Annotated in this window: 12 protein-coding genes; 8 read left to right on the top strand and 4 right to left on the bottom strand. The window is 63.0% G+C overall.

Features of this window, described 5'->3' with window-relative positions:
• The first annotated feature begins 7 nt into the window (after positions 1 to 7).
• From D0T11_RS00880 to D0T11_RS00870, 3 genes are all read left to right on the top strand, one after another.
• Complete coding sequence (locus D0T11_RS00880) at positions 8 to 376, top strand: DUF6970 domain-containing protein (RefSeq protein ID WP_147374465.1); 369 nt, start codon at positions 8 to 10, stop codon at positions 374 to 376.
• A 190-nt stretch (positions 377 to 566) separates the two neighbouring features.
• Positions 567 to 2603 carry an excinuclease ABC subunit UvrB gene (uvrB, locus tag D0T11_RS00875; protein ID WP_119653887.1) on the top strand — a complete coding sequence of 679 codons (2037 nt, stop codon included), beginning with the start codon at positions 567 to 569 and terminating at the stop codon, positions 2601 to 2603.
• A 155-nt stretch (positions 2604 to 2758) separates the two neighbouring features.
• Entirely contained in the window at positions 2759 to 3283 is a 525-nt protein-coding gene (locus D0T11_RS00870) for a hypothetical protein (RefSeq protein WP_182888185.1), read from the top strand.
• Position 3284: 1 nt separating this feature from the next.
• Here D0T11_RS00870 and D0T11_RS00865 read toward each other — a convergent pair whose 3' ends face one another.
• Positions 3285 to 3998 (bottom strand): HAD family hydrolase, encoded by a 714-nt coding sequence (locus tag D0T11_RS00865; protein ID WP_119653885.1) that lies wholly within the window; start codon positions 3996 to 3998, stop codon positions 3285 to 3287.
• A 48-nt stretch (positions 3999 to 4046) separates the two neighbouring features.
• Here D0T11_RS00865 and D0T11_RS00860 point away from each other — a divergent pair, with 48 nt between their 5' ends.
• A complete protein-coding gene (locus D0T11_RS00860) occupies positions 4047 to 4679 on the top strand; it encodes a chloramphenicol acetyltransferase (protein ID WP_119653884.1) in 633 nt (210 codons plus the stop codon).
• A 163-nt stretch (positions 4680 to 4842) separates the two neighbouring features.
• Here D0T11_RS00860 and uxuA read toward each other — a convergent pair whose 3' ends face one another.
• On the bottom strand, positions 4843 to 6006 hold the full coding sequence (gene uxuA / locus D0T11_RS00855) for a mannonate dehydratase (RefSeq protein ID WP_119653883.1): 1164 nt from the start codon (positions 6004 to 6006) through the stop codon (positions 4843 to 4845).
• Between the two features lie 391 nt (positions 6007 to 6397).
• On the opposite strand from uxuA, the gene D0T11_RS00850 reads away from it, so the two are divergent.
• Complete coding sequence (locus D0T11_RS00850) at positions 6398 to 8488, top strand: Ig-like domain-containing protein (protein ID WP_119653882.1); 2091 nt, start codon at positions 6398 to 6400, stop codon at positions 8486 to 8488.
• 208 nt (positions 8489 to 8696) lie between these two features.
• Here the strand turns inward: D0T11_RS00850 and kduI are convergent, their stop codons facing one another.
• Together kduI and D0T11_RS00840 are read right to left on the bottom strand one after the other, a co-directional pair.
• Positions 8697 to 9515, bottom strand: a complete 819-nt coding sequence (gene kduI / locus D0T11_RS00845; RefSeq protein ID WP_119653881.1) for a 5-dehydro-4-deoxy-D-glucuronate isomerase — start codon at positions 9513 to 9515, stop codon at positions 8697 to 8699.
• A gap of 56 nt (positions 9516 to 9571) precedes the next feature.
• Positions 9572 to 10777 (bottom strand): DUF4861 family protein, encoded by a 1206-nt coding sequence (locus D0T11_RS00840; RefSeq protein WP_119653880.1) that lies wholly within the window; start codon positions 10775 to 10777, stop codon positions 9572 to 9574.
• A 371-nt stretch (positions 10778 to 11148) separates the two neighbouring features.
• Here D0T11_RS00840 and D0T11_RS00835 point away from each other — a divergent pair, with 371 nt between their 5' ends.
• The 3 genes from D0T11_RS00835 to D0T11_RS00820 all read left to right on the top strand — a co-directional run bounded on the left by D0T11_RS00835 (position 11149) and on the right by D0T11_RS00820 (position 17118).
• A complete protein-coding gene (locus D0T11_RS00835) occupies positions 11149 to 14208 on the top strand; it encodes a SusC/RagA family TonB-linked outer membrane protein (protein ID WP_119653879.1) in 3060 nt (1019 codons plus the stop codon).
• Between the two features lie 289 nt (positions 14209 to 14497).
• Positions 14498 to 15928, top strand: coding sequence for a RagB/SusD family nutrient uptake outer membrane protein (locus D0T11_RS00825; protein WP_119653878.1), 1431 nt, complete (start codon positions 14498 to 14500; stop codon positions 15926 to 15928).
• Positions 15928 to 17118, top strand: a complete 1191-nt coding sequence (locus D0T11_RS00820; RefSeq protein ID WP_119653877.1) for an alginate lyase family protein — start codon at positions 15928 to 15930, stop codon at positions 17116 to 17118. The genes D0T11_RS00825 and D0T11_RS00820 overlap by 1 nt, the downstream gene beginning before the upstream one ends.
• The last annotated feature ends 35 nt before the right edge of the window (positions 17119 to 17153 follow it).

Here is a 17153-nt window from a genome sequence, read left to right as displayed (position 1 = left end):
AAAAATCATGACCCGTTTGCGTCTTTATCTGGTCGGCTGGCCGTTGCTTCTGTGGGGGGCAACGGCTTGCTCGGTTACGGCCGATGAGGTGCTGCCCCAGGACTGTCCGGGCAACTTCTCGCTCACCCTCATCGAGCAGCTTAAGCAGCAGCCCAAGCAAACGCCCGCCGCCGAAATCACCCAGTACACCTACCAGGGCCGCACCGTCTACCTCGTCACGGGCGGCGACCCGAGCAACCCCAGCTACCTGTTCAATAACTGCGGTACCGTGGTCTGCGCGGCGGCCGGCGGACCTAAAAACGCCGGCGACGGCCGCTGCTCCGACTTTGCCGCTACCGCCACCAACCCCACCCTCATCTGGCGCGACCAGCGGTGAGATGGCGGGTTTACCGTGTTTGTAGCCCGCTTCTGGCAACAGAAGCGGGCTTTTTGCCTGATTGAACGGCTCTGCGTTTCCTCTGCGGACCTCTGCGGGAAAGCTATTTGCGCCAGCAAAACAATATCCCGAACCCGCCCGAACCAACGCCCCCCGAAAGCAGTTACCACAGGCTACCTAACTTGCCTGCATGAACTACCAGCTCACCTCGGAATTCCAACCCACCGGCGACCAGCCCAAGGCCATCAAGCAGCTCGTGGAAGGCGTGAACAACGGCGAGCCGGCCCAGGTGCTGCTCGGGGCTACGGGCACGGGCAAAACCTTCACCATGGCCAACGTGATTGCCGAAACCGGCAAGCCGGCCCTGGTGCTCTGCCACAACAAAACCCTGGCCGCCCAGCTCTACGGCGAGTTCAAGCAGTTCTTTCCCAACAACGCCGTCGAGTACTACATCAGCTACTACGACTACTACCAGCCCGAGGCCTACATTGCCTCCTCCGACGTATTTATTGAGAAAGACCTGGCCATCAACCAGGAAATTGAGAAGCTGCGCCTGCACACCACTTCCACGCTGCTGAGCGGCCGGCGCGATGTGATTGTGATTGCCTCGGTGTCGTGCATCTACGGCATCGGCAACCCGGAGGAGTTCAGCAAAAACGTGATTTACATGGCTCCCGGCCTGCGGTATTCGCGCAACAACCTGCTCTACCAGTTCGTGCAGATTCTGTACTCGCGCACCGAGGTGGAGTTCACCCGCGGCACGTTCCGGGTGAAGGGCGACACCGTGGACGTGTATCCGGCCTACGCCGACTACGCCTACCGCCTGTTCTTTTTCGGCGACGAAATTGAGGCCATCCACCGCATCGACCCCACCAGCGGCAAGAAGCTGGCCGACGAGAAATCGGTGACCCTGTACCCGGCCCAGCTGTTTGTAACCGGCAAGGACACGCTCAACCAGGCCATCAAGGAAATTCAGGACGACCTGGTGCAGCAGCATGCCTACTTCGAGAAGGAGGGCCGCGACTCGGAGGCCAAGCGGATTATGGAGCGCACCGAGTTCGATCTGGAGATGATCCGGGAGCTGGGCTACTGCTCGGGCATTGAAAACTACTCGCGCTACTTCGACGGCCGCCAGCCCGGGACCCGCCCGTTCTGCCTGCTCGACTACTTCCCCGACGACTACCTGCTGGTGGTAGACGAAAGCCACGCCACTATGCCCCAGATCCGGGCCATGTGGGGCGGCGACCGGAGCCGGAAGACGGCGCTGATTGAGTACGGTTTCCGGCTGCCCTCGGCCTTTGATAACCGCCCGCTCACCTTCAACGAGTTCGAGAGCATGTACCGCCAGGCCGTGTTCGTGAGCGCCACGCCGGCCGACTACGAACTGACCCAATCCAACGGCATCATTGTGGAGCAGATTATCCGGCCTACCGGCCTGCTCGACCCCGAAATTGACCTGCGCCCCAGCACCAACCAGATCGACGACCTGCTCGATGAAGTAGACAACCGCGTGAAAATGGGCGACCGGGTGCTGGTCACCACCCTCACCAAGCGCATGGCCGAGGAGCTCCAGAAGTACATGGAACGCCTCGGCATCAAGTCCAGCTACGTGCACTCCGACGTGAAGACGCTCGACCGGGTGGAAATCCTGCGCCAGCTGCGGCTGGGCGAAATCGACGTGCTCATCGGCGTAAACCTGCTCCGCGAGGGCCTCGACTTGCCCGAGGTGAGCCTCGTAGCCATTCTGGATGCCGACAAGGAAGGCTTCCTGCGCGACCAGCGCAGCCTGATTCAGACCATGGGCCGGGCCGCCCGCAACGACCGGGGCAAGGTGATTATGTACGCCGACCGCATGACGGGCTCCATGCAAAGGGCCATTGACGAAACTAACCGCCGCCGCGCCACCCAGCTGGCCTACAACCAGGAACACGGCATCACGCCCCGCACGGTGCGCAAGAGCCACGCCGAAATCCTGGGCCAGACCTCGCTTTCGGACTACCGCATCCAGGACAACACGGTGTATGCCGGTGCCGACGCCGATGTGAATTTGGCCATTGCCGCCGAGCCGGTCATTTCCACCATGAACCGGGTGGACCTGGAGAAGCTCATCAAGCAGACCGAGAAGAAGATGGAAGCCGCCGCCAAAGACCTCGACTTCCTCACCGCCGCCAAGCTCCGCGACGAACTGGCCGCGCTGAAGCAGGTGCTGAAAACGAAGCGGGAGTAGTTCTGACTATAGCACGGACTTTAGGATGTAGCCCCACCGCTGCCCGCAACCAGCTAATCCGTACAGGGTAGCTTAATTGCGGGCAGTCTACTTGGCATCATCTCTCGATAAATCGGCTATGTTTGCTTTATACATTTATCCAAATCCCCCTCACCATGTATCAAAAATTACCCCGTCTACTGTTCTTCTTTATGCTGCTGCTAAGTACACAGGCAGCTGTAGCCCAAAGCAAGCCGACGTATCAGTATATGCAGCTGTTTTATTACGGGAATGGACCTGTTCTCGGAGCTATTGGCCGCTTTAGTCCAGCGCTGCGAGGTGAAACATATATCACCCTAACCAAGCCAACTACTTATCAACAGCAGCTTATAGCAATTATAGAAGGTCCTGTAGATGGCCAAATCCAAACATCCTACACGGGTAGTGATGGTGCAGGAGGCATATTTATCGACGGAAGAAAACTAACACCTGCCGAAGCCCGGCAAATGAAGGAGAGGGAAAACCGGGAGCAGAAAGAGGCAGAAAAGAAACGCAGCCGTATGATGACCGAGCATACAGATGCCATTACGGAGAGATTGATGCAAAGCATCAACAATGCCGCCGAAGACGGTTGGGAAGTGGTTCAAATGACTGGCACGGATTCCAATGGCTTGGTATATCTGTTGCGCAAGGCCAAATAGCCTACTTGGACGATATCAATCCTTCCAGCCACGCCGGCACTTCGGCCACCGACTGCATTTCGTAGAACGCCACGCCGGCCCGCTCGGCCTCCGATACGCGCTCCATTACCCAGGTGGTGTGGTAGGGCACGTAGGCCGCGTGGCCGCCCAGGCGGGCTACCGGCAGCACATCCGACTTGAGCGAGTTGCCCACCATCACGAACTCGGCAGGGGCCACGTTGTGGCGGTCGAGGATGCGCTGGTAAGTGCCCTCGTTCTTCTCGCTCACGATTTCCACGCGGTCGAACAGGTGGCCGAGGCCGGAGCGGGCCAGCTTGCTTTCCTGATCGAACAAATCCCCCTTGGTGAGCAGCATTAGCGGCAGGCCCAAGGCTTTGACGGCGGCCAGCGTGTCGGCCACGGCGGGCAATAGCTCGATGGGGAAGTCGAGCAGGCGCTTGCCCAGGTCGAGGATGTGCTGGATTTCCCGGCCCGTAATCTGCCCGTCGGTGAGCTGGAGCACGGTTTCAATCATGGAGAGCATGAAGGGCTTGGCCCCGTAGCCGAACAGGGGCAGGTTCTGGCGCTGCACGGCAAAAAACTGGTCGCTGAACTGCTGCGGGGTGCCGTAGTGGGCCAGCAGCTCGTAGAGGCGGGCCTCGGCGGCATCAAAATGGGGCTGGTTGGGCCAGAGCGTATCGTCGGCGTCGAAGGCAATAAGGCGGGGAGTGGGCATGGGCGAAGGTAGCGGCAAAGACGGGCGCGAAGTTACCTTTGCGCCCGTATGAAACACCGTATCGAGCAGGCTGGTTGGAACCGGCAGGAGCATTTTGCCTTCTTCTCGCAGTTTGAGGAGCCCTTCTTCGGCGTGGTAGCCGACCTGGACGCTACCCGGGCCTACGCCCGCGCCGGCGAGCTGAGCGTGTCGTTCTTCCAGCTCTACCTGCACGCCACGCTGGCGGCCGTGCAGACCGTGGAAAACCTGCGCTACCGCATCAACCCCGATGGCCAGGTCGACTGCTACGACCAAATCCACGTTTCGCCCACCCTGGCCCGCCCCGACCACACGTTCGGCTTTGGTTTCGTGCCCTACGTGCCGGATTTAGCCGAATTCGGCCTTGGCCTGGCCGCCGAAAAGGAGCTGGTGCGCCAGACCCCCGGCCTGTGCCTGAGCCCCCGCACGGCCCGGTCCGACGTGATTCACTTCTCGGCCATGCCCTGGATTGCCTTCACCGGCCTCACCCACGCCCGCAGCTTCGCCCACCCCGACAGCATTCCCAAAATATCCGTTGGCCGCCTGCGCCCCGAGGGCAACCGGCAACTCATGTCGGTCGCCATCAACGTCCACCACGGCCTGGCCGACGGCTACCACGTGGGCTTGTTTCTGGCCGAATTGCAGCGGCGGCTGGATGGCTGATCAGGTATTAGTTGTTGAAGGAACGTCATTCCGAGCGGAGCCGAGGAATCTCGCGTGCTGATGTTGGAATGGTAACTCAACATCAGCACGCGAGATTCCTCGGCAAGCTCGGAATGACGTTCCTTCAACTTATCAACTTATCAACTTATCAACTGCCAGCTGCCTACAAGCTCCGCGTGATGCCCAACTCCAAACCGCGCAGTTCGGCCAGGCCGCGCAGGCGGCCGATGGCGGAGTAGCCGGGGTTGGTATGCTTGTGGAGGTCGTCGAGCATCTGGTGGCCGTGGTCGGGGCGCATGGGCAGGCTGGTCTGGCGCTGCCGCATCACTAGCACCACCTCCCGCAGTACGGCGTACATGTCCACGTCGCCTTCGAGGTGGTTGGCTTCGTAGAAGTTGCCGGCCGCGTCGCGCTGGGTGCTGCGCAGGTGCAGGAAGTGAATCCGGTCGGCGAACTGGCGGACCATGCCGGGCAGGTCGTTATCGGGGCGTACGCCGAAGGAGCCGGTGCAGAAGCACAGGCCGTTGTTGGGCGAGGGCACCGCCTCGAACAGGGCCTGCACATCGGCGGCGGTGCTCACCACCCGGGGCAGGCCGAGGATGGGGTAGGGCGGGTCGTCGGGGTGAATGGCCAAGTGGATGCCCACTTCCTCGGCTACCGGCACGATGTCGCGCAGAAACAGCACCAGATGTTCCCGCAATTGGGCTGCGTCGAGGCCGGCGTAGGCGTCCAGGGCCTGCTGGAACTGCTGGAGCGTAAAGCTCTCCTCGCTGCCCGGCAGGCCGGCAATGATGTTGCGCTGGAGCTGCTGCTGCTGCCCGGCGCTCAGGCCGGCCAGGTGGGCTTCGGCGGCGGCTAATTCGGCCGCTGAATACCCGGCGCGGGCACCGGGGCGTTGCAGCAGCAGGGCATCGAAGGCCACGAAGGCTCGCCGCTCGAAGCGCAGGGCCCGGGAACCGTCGGCCAGTGCGTAGGCCAGGTCGGTGCGGGTCCAGTCGAGGACCGGCATAAAGTTGTAGGTAACAGTGCGGATGCCGCAGGCCGCCAGGTGACGCAGGCTCTGCTGGTAGTTGCGGATGTAGCGCTGGTAGTCGCCGGTGCGGGTTTTGATGTGCTCGTGCACCGGCACGCTTTCCACCACGCTCCAGCACAGGCCGGCGGCGGCTACTTCGGCCTGTCGCCGCTCAATTTCCGCCACCGGCCACACCTCCCCGTTCGGAATGTGGTGCAGGGCCGATACCACGTCGGTGGCGCCGGCCTGGCGGATGTCGGTGAGGGAAACGGGGTCCTGGGGGCCGTACCAGCGCCAGCTTTGGATGAGGGGCATTGCGGGGGAGAGGTTGAGGAAGGAAAAACGAGCGAGGGAGGCGGCCAGCGCGGCCGGCCGGAACCGGTTCAGGGCCTCAAATACCGCATTATCGGGCAGGCAGAAGCCAGGGAGCCGGCACTTTATTTACGTAATCGTTTCCGTTTGCCGCCGCTCGTCGGGAGTTGAAATTGGGGGCGAGCGGAAACGATTACGTGAATAAATGTCGCGCAACCTACGGGAGCTCAGCGCTATTCCGTGTACTTATGTGCCGGATTCAGGTTGATAATGTCCTGAAATTCAGCGCGAAGCTTTGCCCCGCTCCGGTGGGTGCTCCGGCCCCGGCTGTTCCGAGCCCGCTTCGCCCTTCTTCCTCCGCTCCGCTTTTCCTCCACCAATTCCCACAACCCCTATGAAGCACCCTTTCCTCTCGTGTTGTGCCGCGTTGCTGCTGGGCCTGCTGGCTTCCAGCGCGCAGGCGCAAACCGGCCGCAAGCCGGCCACGGCCAGCCAGACGGCCGCCGTTATCAATTGCAGCAGCGTGGCGGCCATCCAGAATGCCCTCGCCAATGCCAAACCCGGCGACGAAATCGTGGTGGCGGCCGGCACCTACAAGAGCCTGACCGTAACGGACCTGGCCTGGTTCTCCGCGAAGGCCAGCGGCACGGCGGCCCAGCCCATTACCCTGCGCGGGGCCAGTGCCACCAACCGGCCCATTCTGGAAGGAGCCGGACCCAGTACGGCGGGCTACGTGCTGCGGATTCTGGGCGGCAACTACTGGAAAATTAAGGATCTGGAGCTGCGTCAGGGCTCTAAGGGGCTGGTGTTCGATAACGTCAGCTTCGGCCAGATTACCAACGTGTCGGTGCACGATGTGGCCGACGAAGCCCTGCACCTGCGCGACGGCTCGGGCCGCAACGTGGTGGATGGCTGCCAGATTTATAATACCGGCCTCGTGCAGCCCGGCTACGGGGAAGGCATCTACATCGGCTCCGACGTGGGCCAGCACGACAAGTACCGCCCGCACTGCGACTTCAACACGGTGCAAAACTGCACCATTGGACCCAACGTGGCCGCTGAGGGCTTGGACCTGAAGGAAGGCACCCGTGGGACCATTATCCGCAACAATACCTTTTCGGCCCAGGGGATCAGCGGGGTGAACAGCGCCGACGCTTTTATCGACCTGAAAGGCTCCTACGCCTTCGTGTACGGCAACACCTTTAACCGGGCGGGCTCCACGGTGCTGGCGTCGGGCCTCGATATTCTGGACCGGGGCCTGCCCAGCCGCACGGCCGACAGCCTGGCTATTTTCAACAACACGTTCAACCTGCAAACCGCCGGCGGCCAGATTCCGACGGTGCGCAAGAAGCAGGGCAGCCCCAGCAACATCCACGTCTGGAACAACACCCGGGTGCCCAACACGCCCGATTTTCCGCTCAGCGACGGCACGGAAAGCATCATCACCAAGTCCTGCCCGAGCTGGAACATGGTGGCCTGCAACGGCGGCAGTACGCCGCCGGTTAACCAGCCGCCCACGGTTTCGCTCACCTCCCCGGCCAGCAACAACCAGGAGTACGTGCTGGGTACCACCATCACGCTGGCGGCCACCGCCGCCGACCCCGACGGCTCGATTCAGCAGGTGAGCTTCAAAATCAACGGCACCTTCTACCAGCAGGATACCTCGGCCCCGTACAGCGTGATGTGGACGCCCCCGGCTACGGGTACCTACACCGTGACGGCGCGGGCCATTGAGGCCGGTGCCCAGGCCCTGGCTACCGAAGTTTCCCGGACGGTGATTGTCAAAACGGCCCCGGCGGGTGGGGGAAGTGCCTGCTCGTTCGGTACACCCACGGCCGCCGGGCTGCCCACGTTCAACAACGTGAGCTTTAGCAACGTGCACGTGCTGGGCAGCGGCGGCCCGGCCCTGGGCAACTTCAAAAAATTCAGCCTCTACTGGAACGCTTCGGCCAATGCCCTCTATAAATTCGCCTTCAATACGACCGATGGCGTGCCCGATTACTACGTGGATTTCAGCAAAGCCATGACGTTCCAGCTCAAAAACGCCCGGCCGGAAGTCATGCTCACCAACACCGGCCTGGCCGGCCTAGATGGGGCCTACTGGGTAACCAACGACGGCACCAACTTCGTGCTGGTGTCGAAAACCGGGGGCTTCACGCTCTACTTCAGCAACTCGGCCACCCGCCCCACCTGCGCCAGCTCAGCCACAACCACCGTGCTGAAAACCGCCGCTGCCACCCGTGCCACGGCCCTGCGCGTGTACCCCAATCCGGCTCCTGATGGCGTGCTGACCGTAACCGGCATCGGCGCCCGGAGCACAGCCCTCACCATCACCGACCTGCTGGGCCGCACGGTGCTGCGCCAGTCGCTGGCGGCCGGTGCACCAGAAGTTACCGTGCGCGTGGCGGCTCTGCGTCCCGGCATCTACCTGGTAGTGGTGGGCGAGGGCCGGGACCGGGAAACCGCGCTGTTCAGCCGGCCGTAACGGCGGCGGTCTGGGGTCGGGGAACTCCCCCCCCCGGCCCCCGGCCCCCGGTTCGCTGGATGCGCGAAGCCTCGGGGAGAGGGGGAGCCTGACGAAAAAGCAGGGGTTCCATTTCGCTTGGCCGCTTACGTGTAATAAAAATGCCCCATCCTGCGAGCAGCGTGGGGCATTTGCTATTGTGCTTTGAATAGCCCACCGGCCCGCCGGGCTACTGCAAAGTGGCCAGCGGTACGGCGTCCATGTCGGTGTACGCGCGGTTTTCGCCGGCCATGCCCCAGATGAAGGCGTAGGCGCTGGTGCCGCAGCCGGTGTGGATGGACCAGGGCGGCGAGAGAATGGCCTGCTCGTTGAAAACCCAGAGCGGGCGGGTCTGGGTGGGCTCGCCCATCAGGTGGAGCACCCGCTGGCCCTCGGGTAGGTGGAAGTAGAGGTAGGCCTCCATGCGCCGGTCGTGGGTGTGGGCGGGCATGGTGTTCCACACGTTGCCCGGCTGGAGCTGGGTGAGGCCCATCACCAGCTGGCAGCTCTGGATGCCCTCGGCGTAGATGTACTTGTAAATAGTGCGCTGGTTGGCGGCTTCGGGGGTACCCATTCCCACGGGCGTGGCCTCGGCCTGAGTGCGCCGGGTAGTGGGGTGAGTGGCGTGGGCCGGGGCCGAGAGCAGGTAGTACCGCGCTCCGTTGCCGCCAAACCGCACGTTTTGCGCGCCCCGGCCCACGTACAGGCAGTCCTGGTTGCCCAGCTCGTGGCGGGTACCGTCCACTAGCACGTAGCCGGCCGTGCCCACGTTGAGGATGCCCAGCTCCCGGCGCTCCAGGAAGTAATCGGCTTTGAGGGCTTCGGGGTTGGGCAGCGGGAGTTCCGCGCCGGCCGGCACGGCCCCGCCCACCACCATGCGGTCATAGTGGGTGTACACCAGGGAAATCTGCCCGGTCAGGAACAGGTTTTCGAGCAGAAAATGCTCCCGCAGGGCGGCGGTGTCGAAGGCGGCCGTTTCGCGGGGGCTGCACGCATAGCGTTGCTGCATGGGATGGGGAAAAGGGGGAGGGGTGAACGAATCAGGAAAAGTAAAACGGCCGGGACTCACTTGGCCCAGCATACGGGCAGGGGTGAGGCCAGCCGCCGGGCGAAATCCGCGAGGTAGGCCTCCCAGTCCTGCACGGTTTGTATCCGGCCGGCCTTGGTCCAGGCGAAGCCCGCGTAGAACACCAGGTTTTCGGGTTCCGGTTTGGTGAATACGAGCAGGTGGCTCTGGTCAGTCTGGTCGGTGCGGTAGTCGCGGTACTCGGTTACCCGGCGCGGGTCGAGCACGAGGCCGGTGCCGAGCTGGGCGTCGTCGATGGTTTCCCAATGGCGAAACCAGCCGGCGGCCTTATCAGCGGCCACGGTGCCTTTCTGGTCGTGCAGCGTGATGCCGATAACGAAGTTGGGCAACGGCGCGGAGCTGGTCAGGATTTCCTCGTAGCGGGTGAGCTGGCTGCCCAAATCCAGGGAAATACGTTTTTTCTCGGTAACCACGCGGCCGTTGGCTTCCCAGGGCGCATACGTCAGCTCGAACACCGTGCGGATGGGGCCGGTCGCCAGCAGGCGGTAGCGCACGAAGTTCTTCGATACCAGCAGCCGGTCCTGGTCCCAGACGCCGGTGCCGCCGCAGCCCCGGCTTGCCCCCACGTGGTAGGGGTCGTAGCCCTCGCCCCGGTCCACGTGGTAGTAGCGGTGGTCGGCGGGGTAGCCGCCGTACCACTTGTCGATGATGGGGTAGGGCACCCGCTTGAGCCAGCAGTCCATGCCGCTGGTGAGGGTGCCGTCCTTGCGGCCGGCTTCGGTGAGCTGCTGGGCCACCGGTCCGTAGGTGCGGAAGGCCACCCGGTCGTTTTCCCAGGCGTAGTCATCAATCCGCTCGGGCACGAAGCGGGAGAACGTGGCCGGGCTGCCGGCCGGAGTTGCGGGGGCCGCGCCGGGCGCCACCGCCACGGTGAAGCGCCGGGTGGCCCGCGCCCCAAAATCGGCCTGGAATAGCAATTCCTCGGGCTTTCCGTCGCCGTCGAGGTCCAAAGGCTGGCTGGCTAATACGGCCCCGGTCTGCTGGTCGTGCACTTCCAGGTGGCCGGTGCCGACGGCGGGCAGGCGGGCGGCGGGCAGGCTGATGGTTTCGGCCGGCCGGGCCTGGGCCAGCTTATTGGTGATGGTGAACGAGCAGGTTGCCGCAGCGGGCGGCGGCGTGGGGCCGGCGGTGGGCAGCACCGCGCTCAGCAGGCTACCCAAAGGGAGGAAAACGTACCGCAGCATGAGATGCAAGTGAAGGGATGAAAGCAGGGGCGGCTACCAGTGCGGGCCGCGCCAACCAGATGACGTTTCGAAGCGGCCGGCCCAGGAGCCGGCGCAGTTGGTTCTGAAACGAAACTAAGAATTTATACCGGCGCAAACTGCGGCCGAAGACCCATTTGAAGGCCACTGGCGCACATGCGGACGCCTGATAACTGGGTTTAACCCAATTATATCTTGGGTAAAGTTATTTTTTATTGAATTGGTTATATGTATGACCGGTAAAGTGCAACATGTAAACGTTTCCGTAGATAAATAGGGCATTTCGCCTTTCCGGCCGGGGAAGTTTTAGGTACTTGAGTCCCGAAATCCCCCCCAATCCACATCCCCCTCCTATGCTCAAACCTCAACACCTTCTGCTGCTGGGTGCGCTTCCACTGCTGGCAACCGGGGCGCTGCACGCGCAAACCACCCGGCAAATCACCGGCCGCATCCTCAGCGCCGGCGACCAGGCGACCCTGCCCGGGGTGACCGTGCTGATCAAGGGTACTACCCAGGGCGTGAGCACCAACGGCGACGGCACGTTCACGCTCACCACCACGGAGGCCAACCCCACGCTGGTGGTGTCCTACGTGGGCTTTGCGGGCCAGGAGGTGAACGTGACCGGCACCGCGCCCATCACCATCCGCCTGACGGAGCAAACCACCACCCTGAGCGACGTGGTGGTGGTGGGCTACGGCACCCAGCGCAAGCGCGATATTACGGGTTCGGTGGCCTCTATTTCGGCTGAGCAGGTGGCCGAAACGCCCATTACCCGCCCCGAGCAGATTTTGCAGGGCCGGGTGAGCGGCGTGCAGGTCACGCAGACCAGTGCCGAGCCGGGGGGCGATATTTCGATCCGCATCCGGGGCACCAACTCCATCAGCTCCGGCAACGAGCCTCTGTTTGTGGTGGACGGCTTCCCTGGGGCCGGCGATCTGAACTCCATCAACCCCTCCGATATTGAGTCAGTGGAGATTCTCAAGGATGCCTCCGCCACGGCTATTTACGGCTCGCGGGGGGCCAACGGCGTGGTGATCATCACCACCAAAAAGGGCAAAGACGGCCGCAACGCCATCAACTTCGAGGCCTACACCGGCATCCAGGTGGTGCGCAGGAAGTACGAGCTGATGAACGCCCGTGAGTTTGCCCAGTACCTGAACGACGTGAACTCGGAATCGGGCGGCACGCTGCCCCAGCCCTACCGCGCGGGCCAGATCGACTCCCTGGGTGAGGGCACCGACTGGCAGGACGAGATTCTGCGCACGGCCCGCATGAGCAACTACCAGCTCGGCTTTAATGGCGGCAACAACGGCACCCGCTACAACCTGAGCCTGAACTATTTCGACCAGGAAGGCATCATCCTCAACTCGGGTTTTCAGCGAGGCACCATGCGCCTCAACCTCGACCGCAAAATCAGTAACAAGCTCAGCTTCAGCCTCACGAGCCAGATAGCGGGCACCTTTGAAAAGCGCGCCTTCGTCAACTCCTCGGGCGGCAGCAACGGGGGCGTGCTGCTCGATGCGCTGCGCATCAGCCCCATTATTCCGGTGCGCGACGCAACGGGCGAGTACACCTTCTCGGCCACGCCCCTGCCCTACGTGGAAAACGTGGGCAACCCGGTGGCCTACGCCCTCAAGGCCAAGGACCACCGCACCACGGCCCGGGGCCTGTTCAACCTGGCCGGCAACTACGAAATCATCCAGGGCCTCACGCTGCGCTCCACGGCCGGCCTCGACTACCGGACCACGCAAATCGATATTTACCGGCCCAACGACATCTTCCTGGGCCGCCTCAACAAGGGCCTGGCCACCCGGGGCGAGGTGAACCAATACAGCTGGCTCAACGAAAACACGCTGACCTACGACACGAAAATCAACGAGAACAACGCCCTCAACGTGGTGGGCGGCCTCACGTTCCAGAAGTTCTTCGGCAACGATTTCTCCGTCTCGAACACCAACTTCTTTACCAACACGCTGGGCTCCGACAACATCTCCCTGGGGGCCAGCCTGCTCACGCCGGGCTCCGGCCGCTACTCCAACGCGCTGGCCTCCTATTTCGGGCGCGTCAACTACCGCCTGTTCGAGAAGTACCTGTTCACGTTCACCATGCGGGCCGACGGCTCCTCCCGCTTCGGACCCAACAACAAGTGGGGTTATTTCCCCTCCGCTGCCTTCGCCTACCGCCTGATCGACGAGCCCTTCATGCAGGGCCTCACCGCCCTGAGCGACCTGAAACTGCGGGCAACCTACGGCATTACGGGCAACCAGGAAATCAATAACTACCAGTCGTTGCAGCGCTACGACGTGGCCGGTTACGCCGGCGGCAACACCCGCCTGGTGGGGCTGGCCCCCCAGAACATCGGCAACCCCGACCTGCGCTGGGAGTCCACTTCCTCGAGCAACGTGGGCCTGGACATTGCCTTTCTCAAAAACCGCATCAGCTTCACGACCGACGCCTACTACAAGAAAACCACCGACCTGCTGCTGCAAGTGGCCGTGCCCCGCACCACGGGTTTCCAGACCATTCTGCTCAACGCGGGCAGCGTGGAGAACAAGGGCCTCGAATTCGCGCTCAACACCACCAACTTCGACGCCCCGCAGTTCGGCTGGACCACCAACCTCAACCTCTCACTCAACCGCAACAAGGTGCTCGACCTGAACGGCGAGTTTGAGCGGCCGGTGGGGCAGTCGAGTTCCAGCCTGTTCGTGGGCTCGGGCGTGGGCTTCACCAGCATTCTGCGGGTGGGCGAGCCCATCGGCTCGTTCTACGGCTACCAGTCGGCCGGCCTCTGGCAGTCGCAGGATGAGATTACGGCCAGCGGCATCACCCGGCCCACTTACCGGCCCGGCGACCCGCGCTACGTGGACCAGAACGGCGATAACCAGATTACCTCCGCCGACCGGGTGATTATCGGCAATGCCCAGCCCAAGTTCATTTACGGGGCCACCAACAACGTCCGCTACGGGGGCTTCAACCTGAGCGTGTTCGTGCAGGGCGTGCAGGGCTCCGATGTGCTCAACCTGAACCGCTACGAGCTGGAATCGGGCCTGACGGGCACCAACAAGCTCAAGTCGGTGACCAACCGCTGGACGCCCTCCAACACCGATACCAACATCCCGCGGGCCGGCAGCACGGTGCGCCGCTCCACGGGCATCATCAGCGACTACGTGGAAAACGGCAGCTTCGTGCGCCTCAAAACCGTGACCCTGGGCTACACGGTGCCCAAGTTCAGCGGCCCCATCAAGTCGGCCAGCGTGTACGTAACGGCCCAAAACCTGGTGACGTGGACCAAGTACTCGGGCTACGACCCGGAGGTGAACTCCTTCGGCCGCGACAACCTGAGCCTGAACACCGACTACAACGCCTTTCCCAGCACCCGCACCTTCATCGTGGGCGTGAAAATGGGCTTCTAGTTGAGTTGCCAGTTGTCAGTTGATAGTTGTCAGTTGCCAGTTGTCAGGCTGTTCAACAAGCACCAACCGAACACTGGCAACTGGCAACTGACAACTGGCAACTGACAACTGACCACTGACCACTGACCACTGGCAACTGACAACTGACAACTGACAACTGGCCACTGACAACTGGCAACTGACAACTGGCCACTGACAACTGGCAACTGACAACTGACAACTGACAACTGGCAACTGGCAACTGAACACTGGCCACTGATTCCCACCCTCTGATTCTGACCTATCTGACATGAAAAAGCACCTCCTACTGTTAAGCCTGCTGGGTTTGAGCCTGGGTTCCTGCGAGAAGTTTCTGGAAGAAACCCCGTACGACTTTGTGGCTTCCGAAACGTTTTATACCAGCGAAAACGACGTGGTGGCGGGCCTGAACGGGGCGTTTGGCGCCATGCTGCCCCAGCTCTACTTCGGGCGCACGGCCTGGCAGATGACGGAGCTGCCCGGCGACTACGTGCGCGTGGGTTCCAGCACCGATGAGCGCGCCCAACTTTCCCGCTTCAACTACGACGAGCGCCTGAACGAAGTAAACAACTGGTGGACCAGCATCTACCTGCTGATAAACCGGACCAACGACGTGATTGAGCGCGCCCCCGGCGTGCAGATGGACGAGGCCCGCAAGAACAACCTGATCGGCAACGCCCGTTTCCTGCGCGGTATGGCTTACTTCGACCTGGTGCGCTGCTTCTCCGACGTGCCCCTGGTGCTGAGCACCGTGAAGTCGCCGGGCGACAACCTGAAGCCCGCCCGCACGCCGGCCGCCGAGGTGTACGAGCAGGTACTAGCCGATTTGCAGTTCGCGGAAGCTAACTGCGTGGCCGAAAACCAGATTGCCGGCAACGAGAAGGGCCGGGTATCCAAGGGGGCCGCCGCCGCGCTGCTGGCCAAGGTGTACCTGACCCGCGCCGGCACCCCGGCCGCCAAGCCCACCGACATGGCCGACGCGCTGAGCGCCGTGAACCGGGTGATGAGCTCGGGCCTCTACCGCCTGGTGCCCACCTACTCCGACGTGTTCGACCCGGACAAGGAAAACGGCCCGGAGCACATCTTCTCCATCCAGTTCGATTTGCCGCCCAACATCGGCAGCATCATCGTGCGCCAGTTTACGCCCTCCCAAATCGTGTCCGACGGGCTGGGCACGTTCAGCGTGGAGCCCACCTTCGAGAAATCCTACGCCGCCACCGACGTGCGCCGGGCCTGGAATATCACCAACAAGGCCGGTACTACCACCTTGCCGCGCTACTACTTCGTGAAGTTCAAGGACCCGCTGCGCATCACCAACGACTCGCGGGCCAACTACCTGGTGGCGCGCTACGCCGATATTCTGCTCCTGCAATCGGAAATCCTCAACAACCTCAACCCCGCCGACCCCAAGAAGTACGAGGGTATTAATGCTGTGCGGGTGCGCGCCGGCCTCGCGCCCCTAACCGGCACGAGCACCAAGGAGGTCTTCATCGACCTGCTGGTGCGCGAGCGGGGCTGGGAGCTATGCATTGAGGGCCACCGCTGGTACGACCTGACCCGGCTGAAGCGGCTGGAGCAAACGGTAGTGGCCTCCAAGCCCACCATCGTGGCCAGCGTGGAGCCCAAGTACTACCTGTTCCCGATTCCGACCAACGAGCGGATTCTCAACCCCAACCTGACCCAGAATCCCGGCTATAACTAATGCGGTTGCTTCTTTTCTTTTTGGTGGGCTGGCTGCTGACTACCCCGGGGCGCGCCGCTGCAACGGCCGCCCCCACGGGGTGGCTGCTGCTCGATTCCGCCGTCCTGAGCGCCTACAAAAGTGCGTATCAGGCCCGTCATCAGCCCGAAACCCCGCAGGTGCAGGCCCTGCTGGACCAGGCCGGTAAGCTGCTGAAACGGGAGCCGTATACCATTGTGGGCAAGCCCCAGACCCCGCCCAGCGGCGACAAGCACGACTACATTTCGCAGGCCCCGTACTGGTGGCCCGACCCCAGCAAGCCCGACGGCAAGCCCTACATGCAGAAGGACGGGTTGCGCAACCCGGAGTCGGCGGCCATGAAGGATAGCGAAACCCTGGGCAAGCTGTGCGCCGACGTGCAGACGCTGGCCCTGGCCTATTACTTCTCGGGGGAGGCGCGCTACGCCGAGAAGGCCGCGGACCTGCTGCGGGTGTTTTTCCTGGACCCGGCCACCCGCATGAATCCCAACCTGAACTTCGGGCAGGGCATTCCGGGTATTAACAACGGCCGCAACTTCGGCATCATCGAAACCCGCCACCTGGTGAAAATCCCGGATGCGCTGGCCCTGCTGGCCGGCAGCCGCGCCGTAGACGTGCCGCTGACAACGGGCCTGCAAGCCTGGTTCCGCGACTTTACCACCTGGCTCCTGACCAGCCCGGTGGCCCGGCCGGAGGGCGCGGCCCAGAACAACCACGGCACTTTCTACGACGTGCAGGTGGTGGACTTTGCCCTGTTTACGGGCGACGAGCAGCTGGCCCGCCGGATTCTGCAAACCCAGACCTGGCCCCGGGTGGCGGTGCAGTTCCAGCCCGACGGCGCCCAGCCCCTGGAGCTGGCGCGCACCCGCCCCTGGAACTACACCTCCATGAACCTGCAAGGCTGGGTGCAGCTGGCCCAACTGGCCCCCCACACCGGCCTCGACCTCTGGCACTACGCCACGCCCGATGGCCGGGGCCTGCGCGCCGCCGTGGACTGGTTCCGCCCTTACCTGCTGGGCCAGCGGCAGATGGCCAAGCCCGACGCGGCCGCCACCTCCGACCAAACCATCCTGCACCTCTACCACCAGGCCGCCCGCCGCTACCCCGACCTGAATACGGCCGGGGTGTTTGCCCGCCGCCCCGACTACGTGCCGGTGCCCTGGGCCTTATAAGTGGCTCTTGCTGCCTTCCGCCTTGTTTTCCTTTC

Origin of the sequence: Hymenobacter rubripertinctus (assembly GCF_003583925.1) — a bacterium.
In the GTDB taxonomy this organism is placed as follows: Bacteria; Bacteroidota; Bacteroidia; order Cytophagales; family Hymenobacteraceae; genus Hymenobacter; species Hymenobacter rubripertinctus.
Note: the sequence above shows the minus strand (reverse complement) of the source record. Positions and strands in the feature narration are given on the sequence as shown.

Bases quoted from the DNA above. Each gene is read 5' to 3' on its own strand.
- D0T11_RS00880 (WP_147374465.1), top strand. From the start codon at position 8: ATGACCCGTTTGCGTCTTTATCTGGTCGGCTGGCCGTTGCTTCTGTGG.
- uvrB (WP_119653887.1), top strand. From the start codon at position 567: ATGAACTACCAGCTCACCTCGGAATTCCAACCCACCGGCGACCAGCCC.
- D0T11_RS00870 (WP_182888185.1), top strand. From the start codon at position 2,759: ATGTATCAAAAATTACCCCGTCTACTGTTCTTCTTTATGCTGCTGCTA.
- D0T11_RS00865 (WP_119653885.1), bottom strand. From the start codon at position 3,998: ATGCCCACTCCCCGCCTTATTGCCTTCGACGCCGACGATACGCTCTGG.
- D0T11_RS00860 (WP_119653884.1), top strand. From the start codon at position 4,047: ATGAAACACCGTATCGAGCAGGCTGGTTGGAACCGGCAGGAGCATTTT.
- uxuA (WP_119653883.1), bottom strand. From the start codon at position 6,006: ATGCCCCTCATCCAAAGCTGGCGCTGGTACGGCCCCCAGGACCCCGTT.
- D0T11_RS00850 (WP_119653882.1), top strand. From the start codon at position 6,398: ATGAAGCACCCTTTCCTCTCGTGTTGTGCCGCGTTGCTGCTGGGCCTG.
- kduI (WP_119653881.1), bottom strand. From the start codon at position 9,515: ATGCAGCAACGCTATGCGTGCAGCCCCCGCGAAACGGCCGCCTTCGAC.
- D0T11_RS00840 (WP_119653880.1), bottom strand. From the start codon at position 10,777: ATGCTGCGGTACGTTTTCCTCCCTTTGGGTAGCCTGCTGAGCGCGGTG.
- D0T11_RS00835 (WP_119653879.1), top strand. From the start codon at position 11,149: ATGCTCAAACCTCAACACCTTCTGCTGCTGGGTGCGCTTCCACTGCTG.
- D0T11_RS00825 (WP_119653878.1), top strand. From the start codon at position 14,498: ATGAAAAAGCACCTCCTACTGTTAAGCCTGCTGGGTTTGAGCCTGGGT.
- D0T11_RS00820 (WP_119653877.1), top strand. From the start codon at position 15,928: ATGCGGTTGCTTCTTTTCTTTTTGGTGGGCTGGCTGCTGACTACCCCG.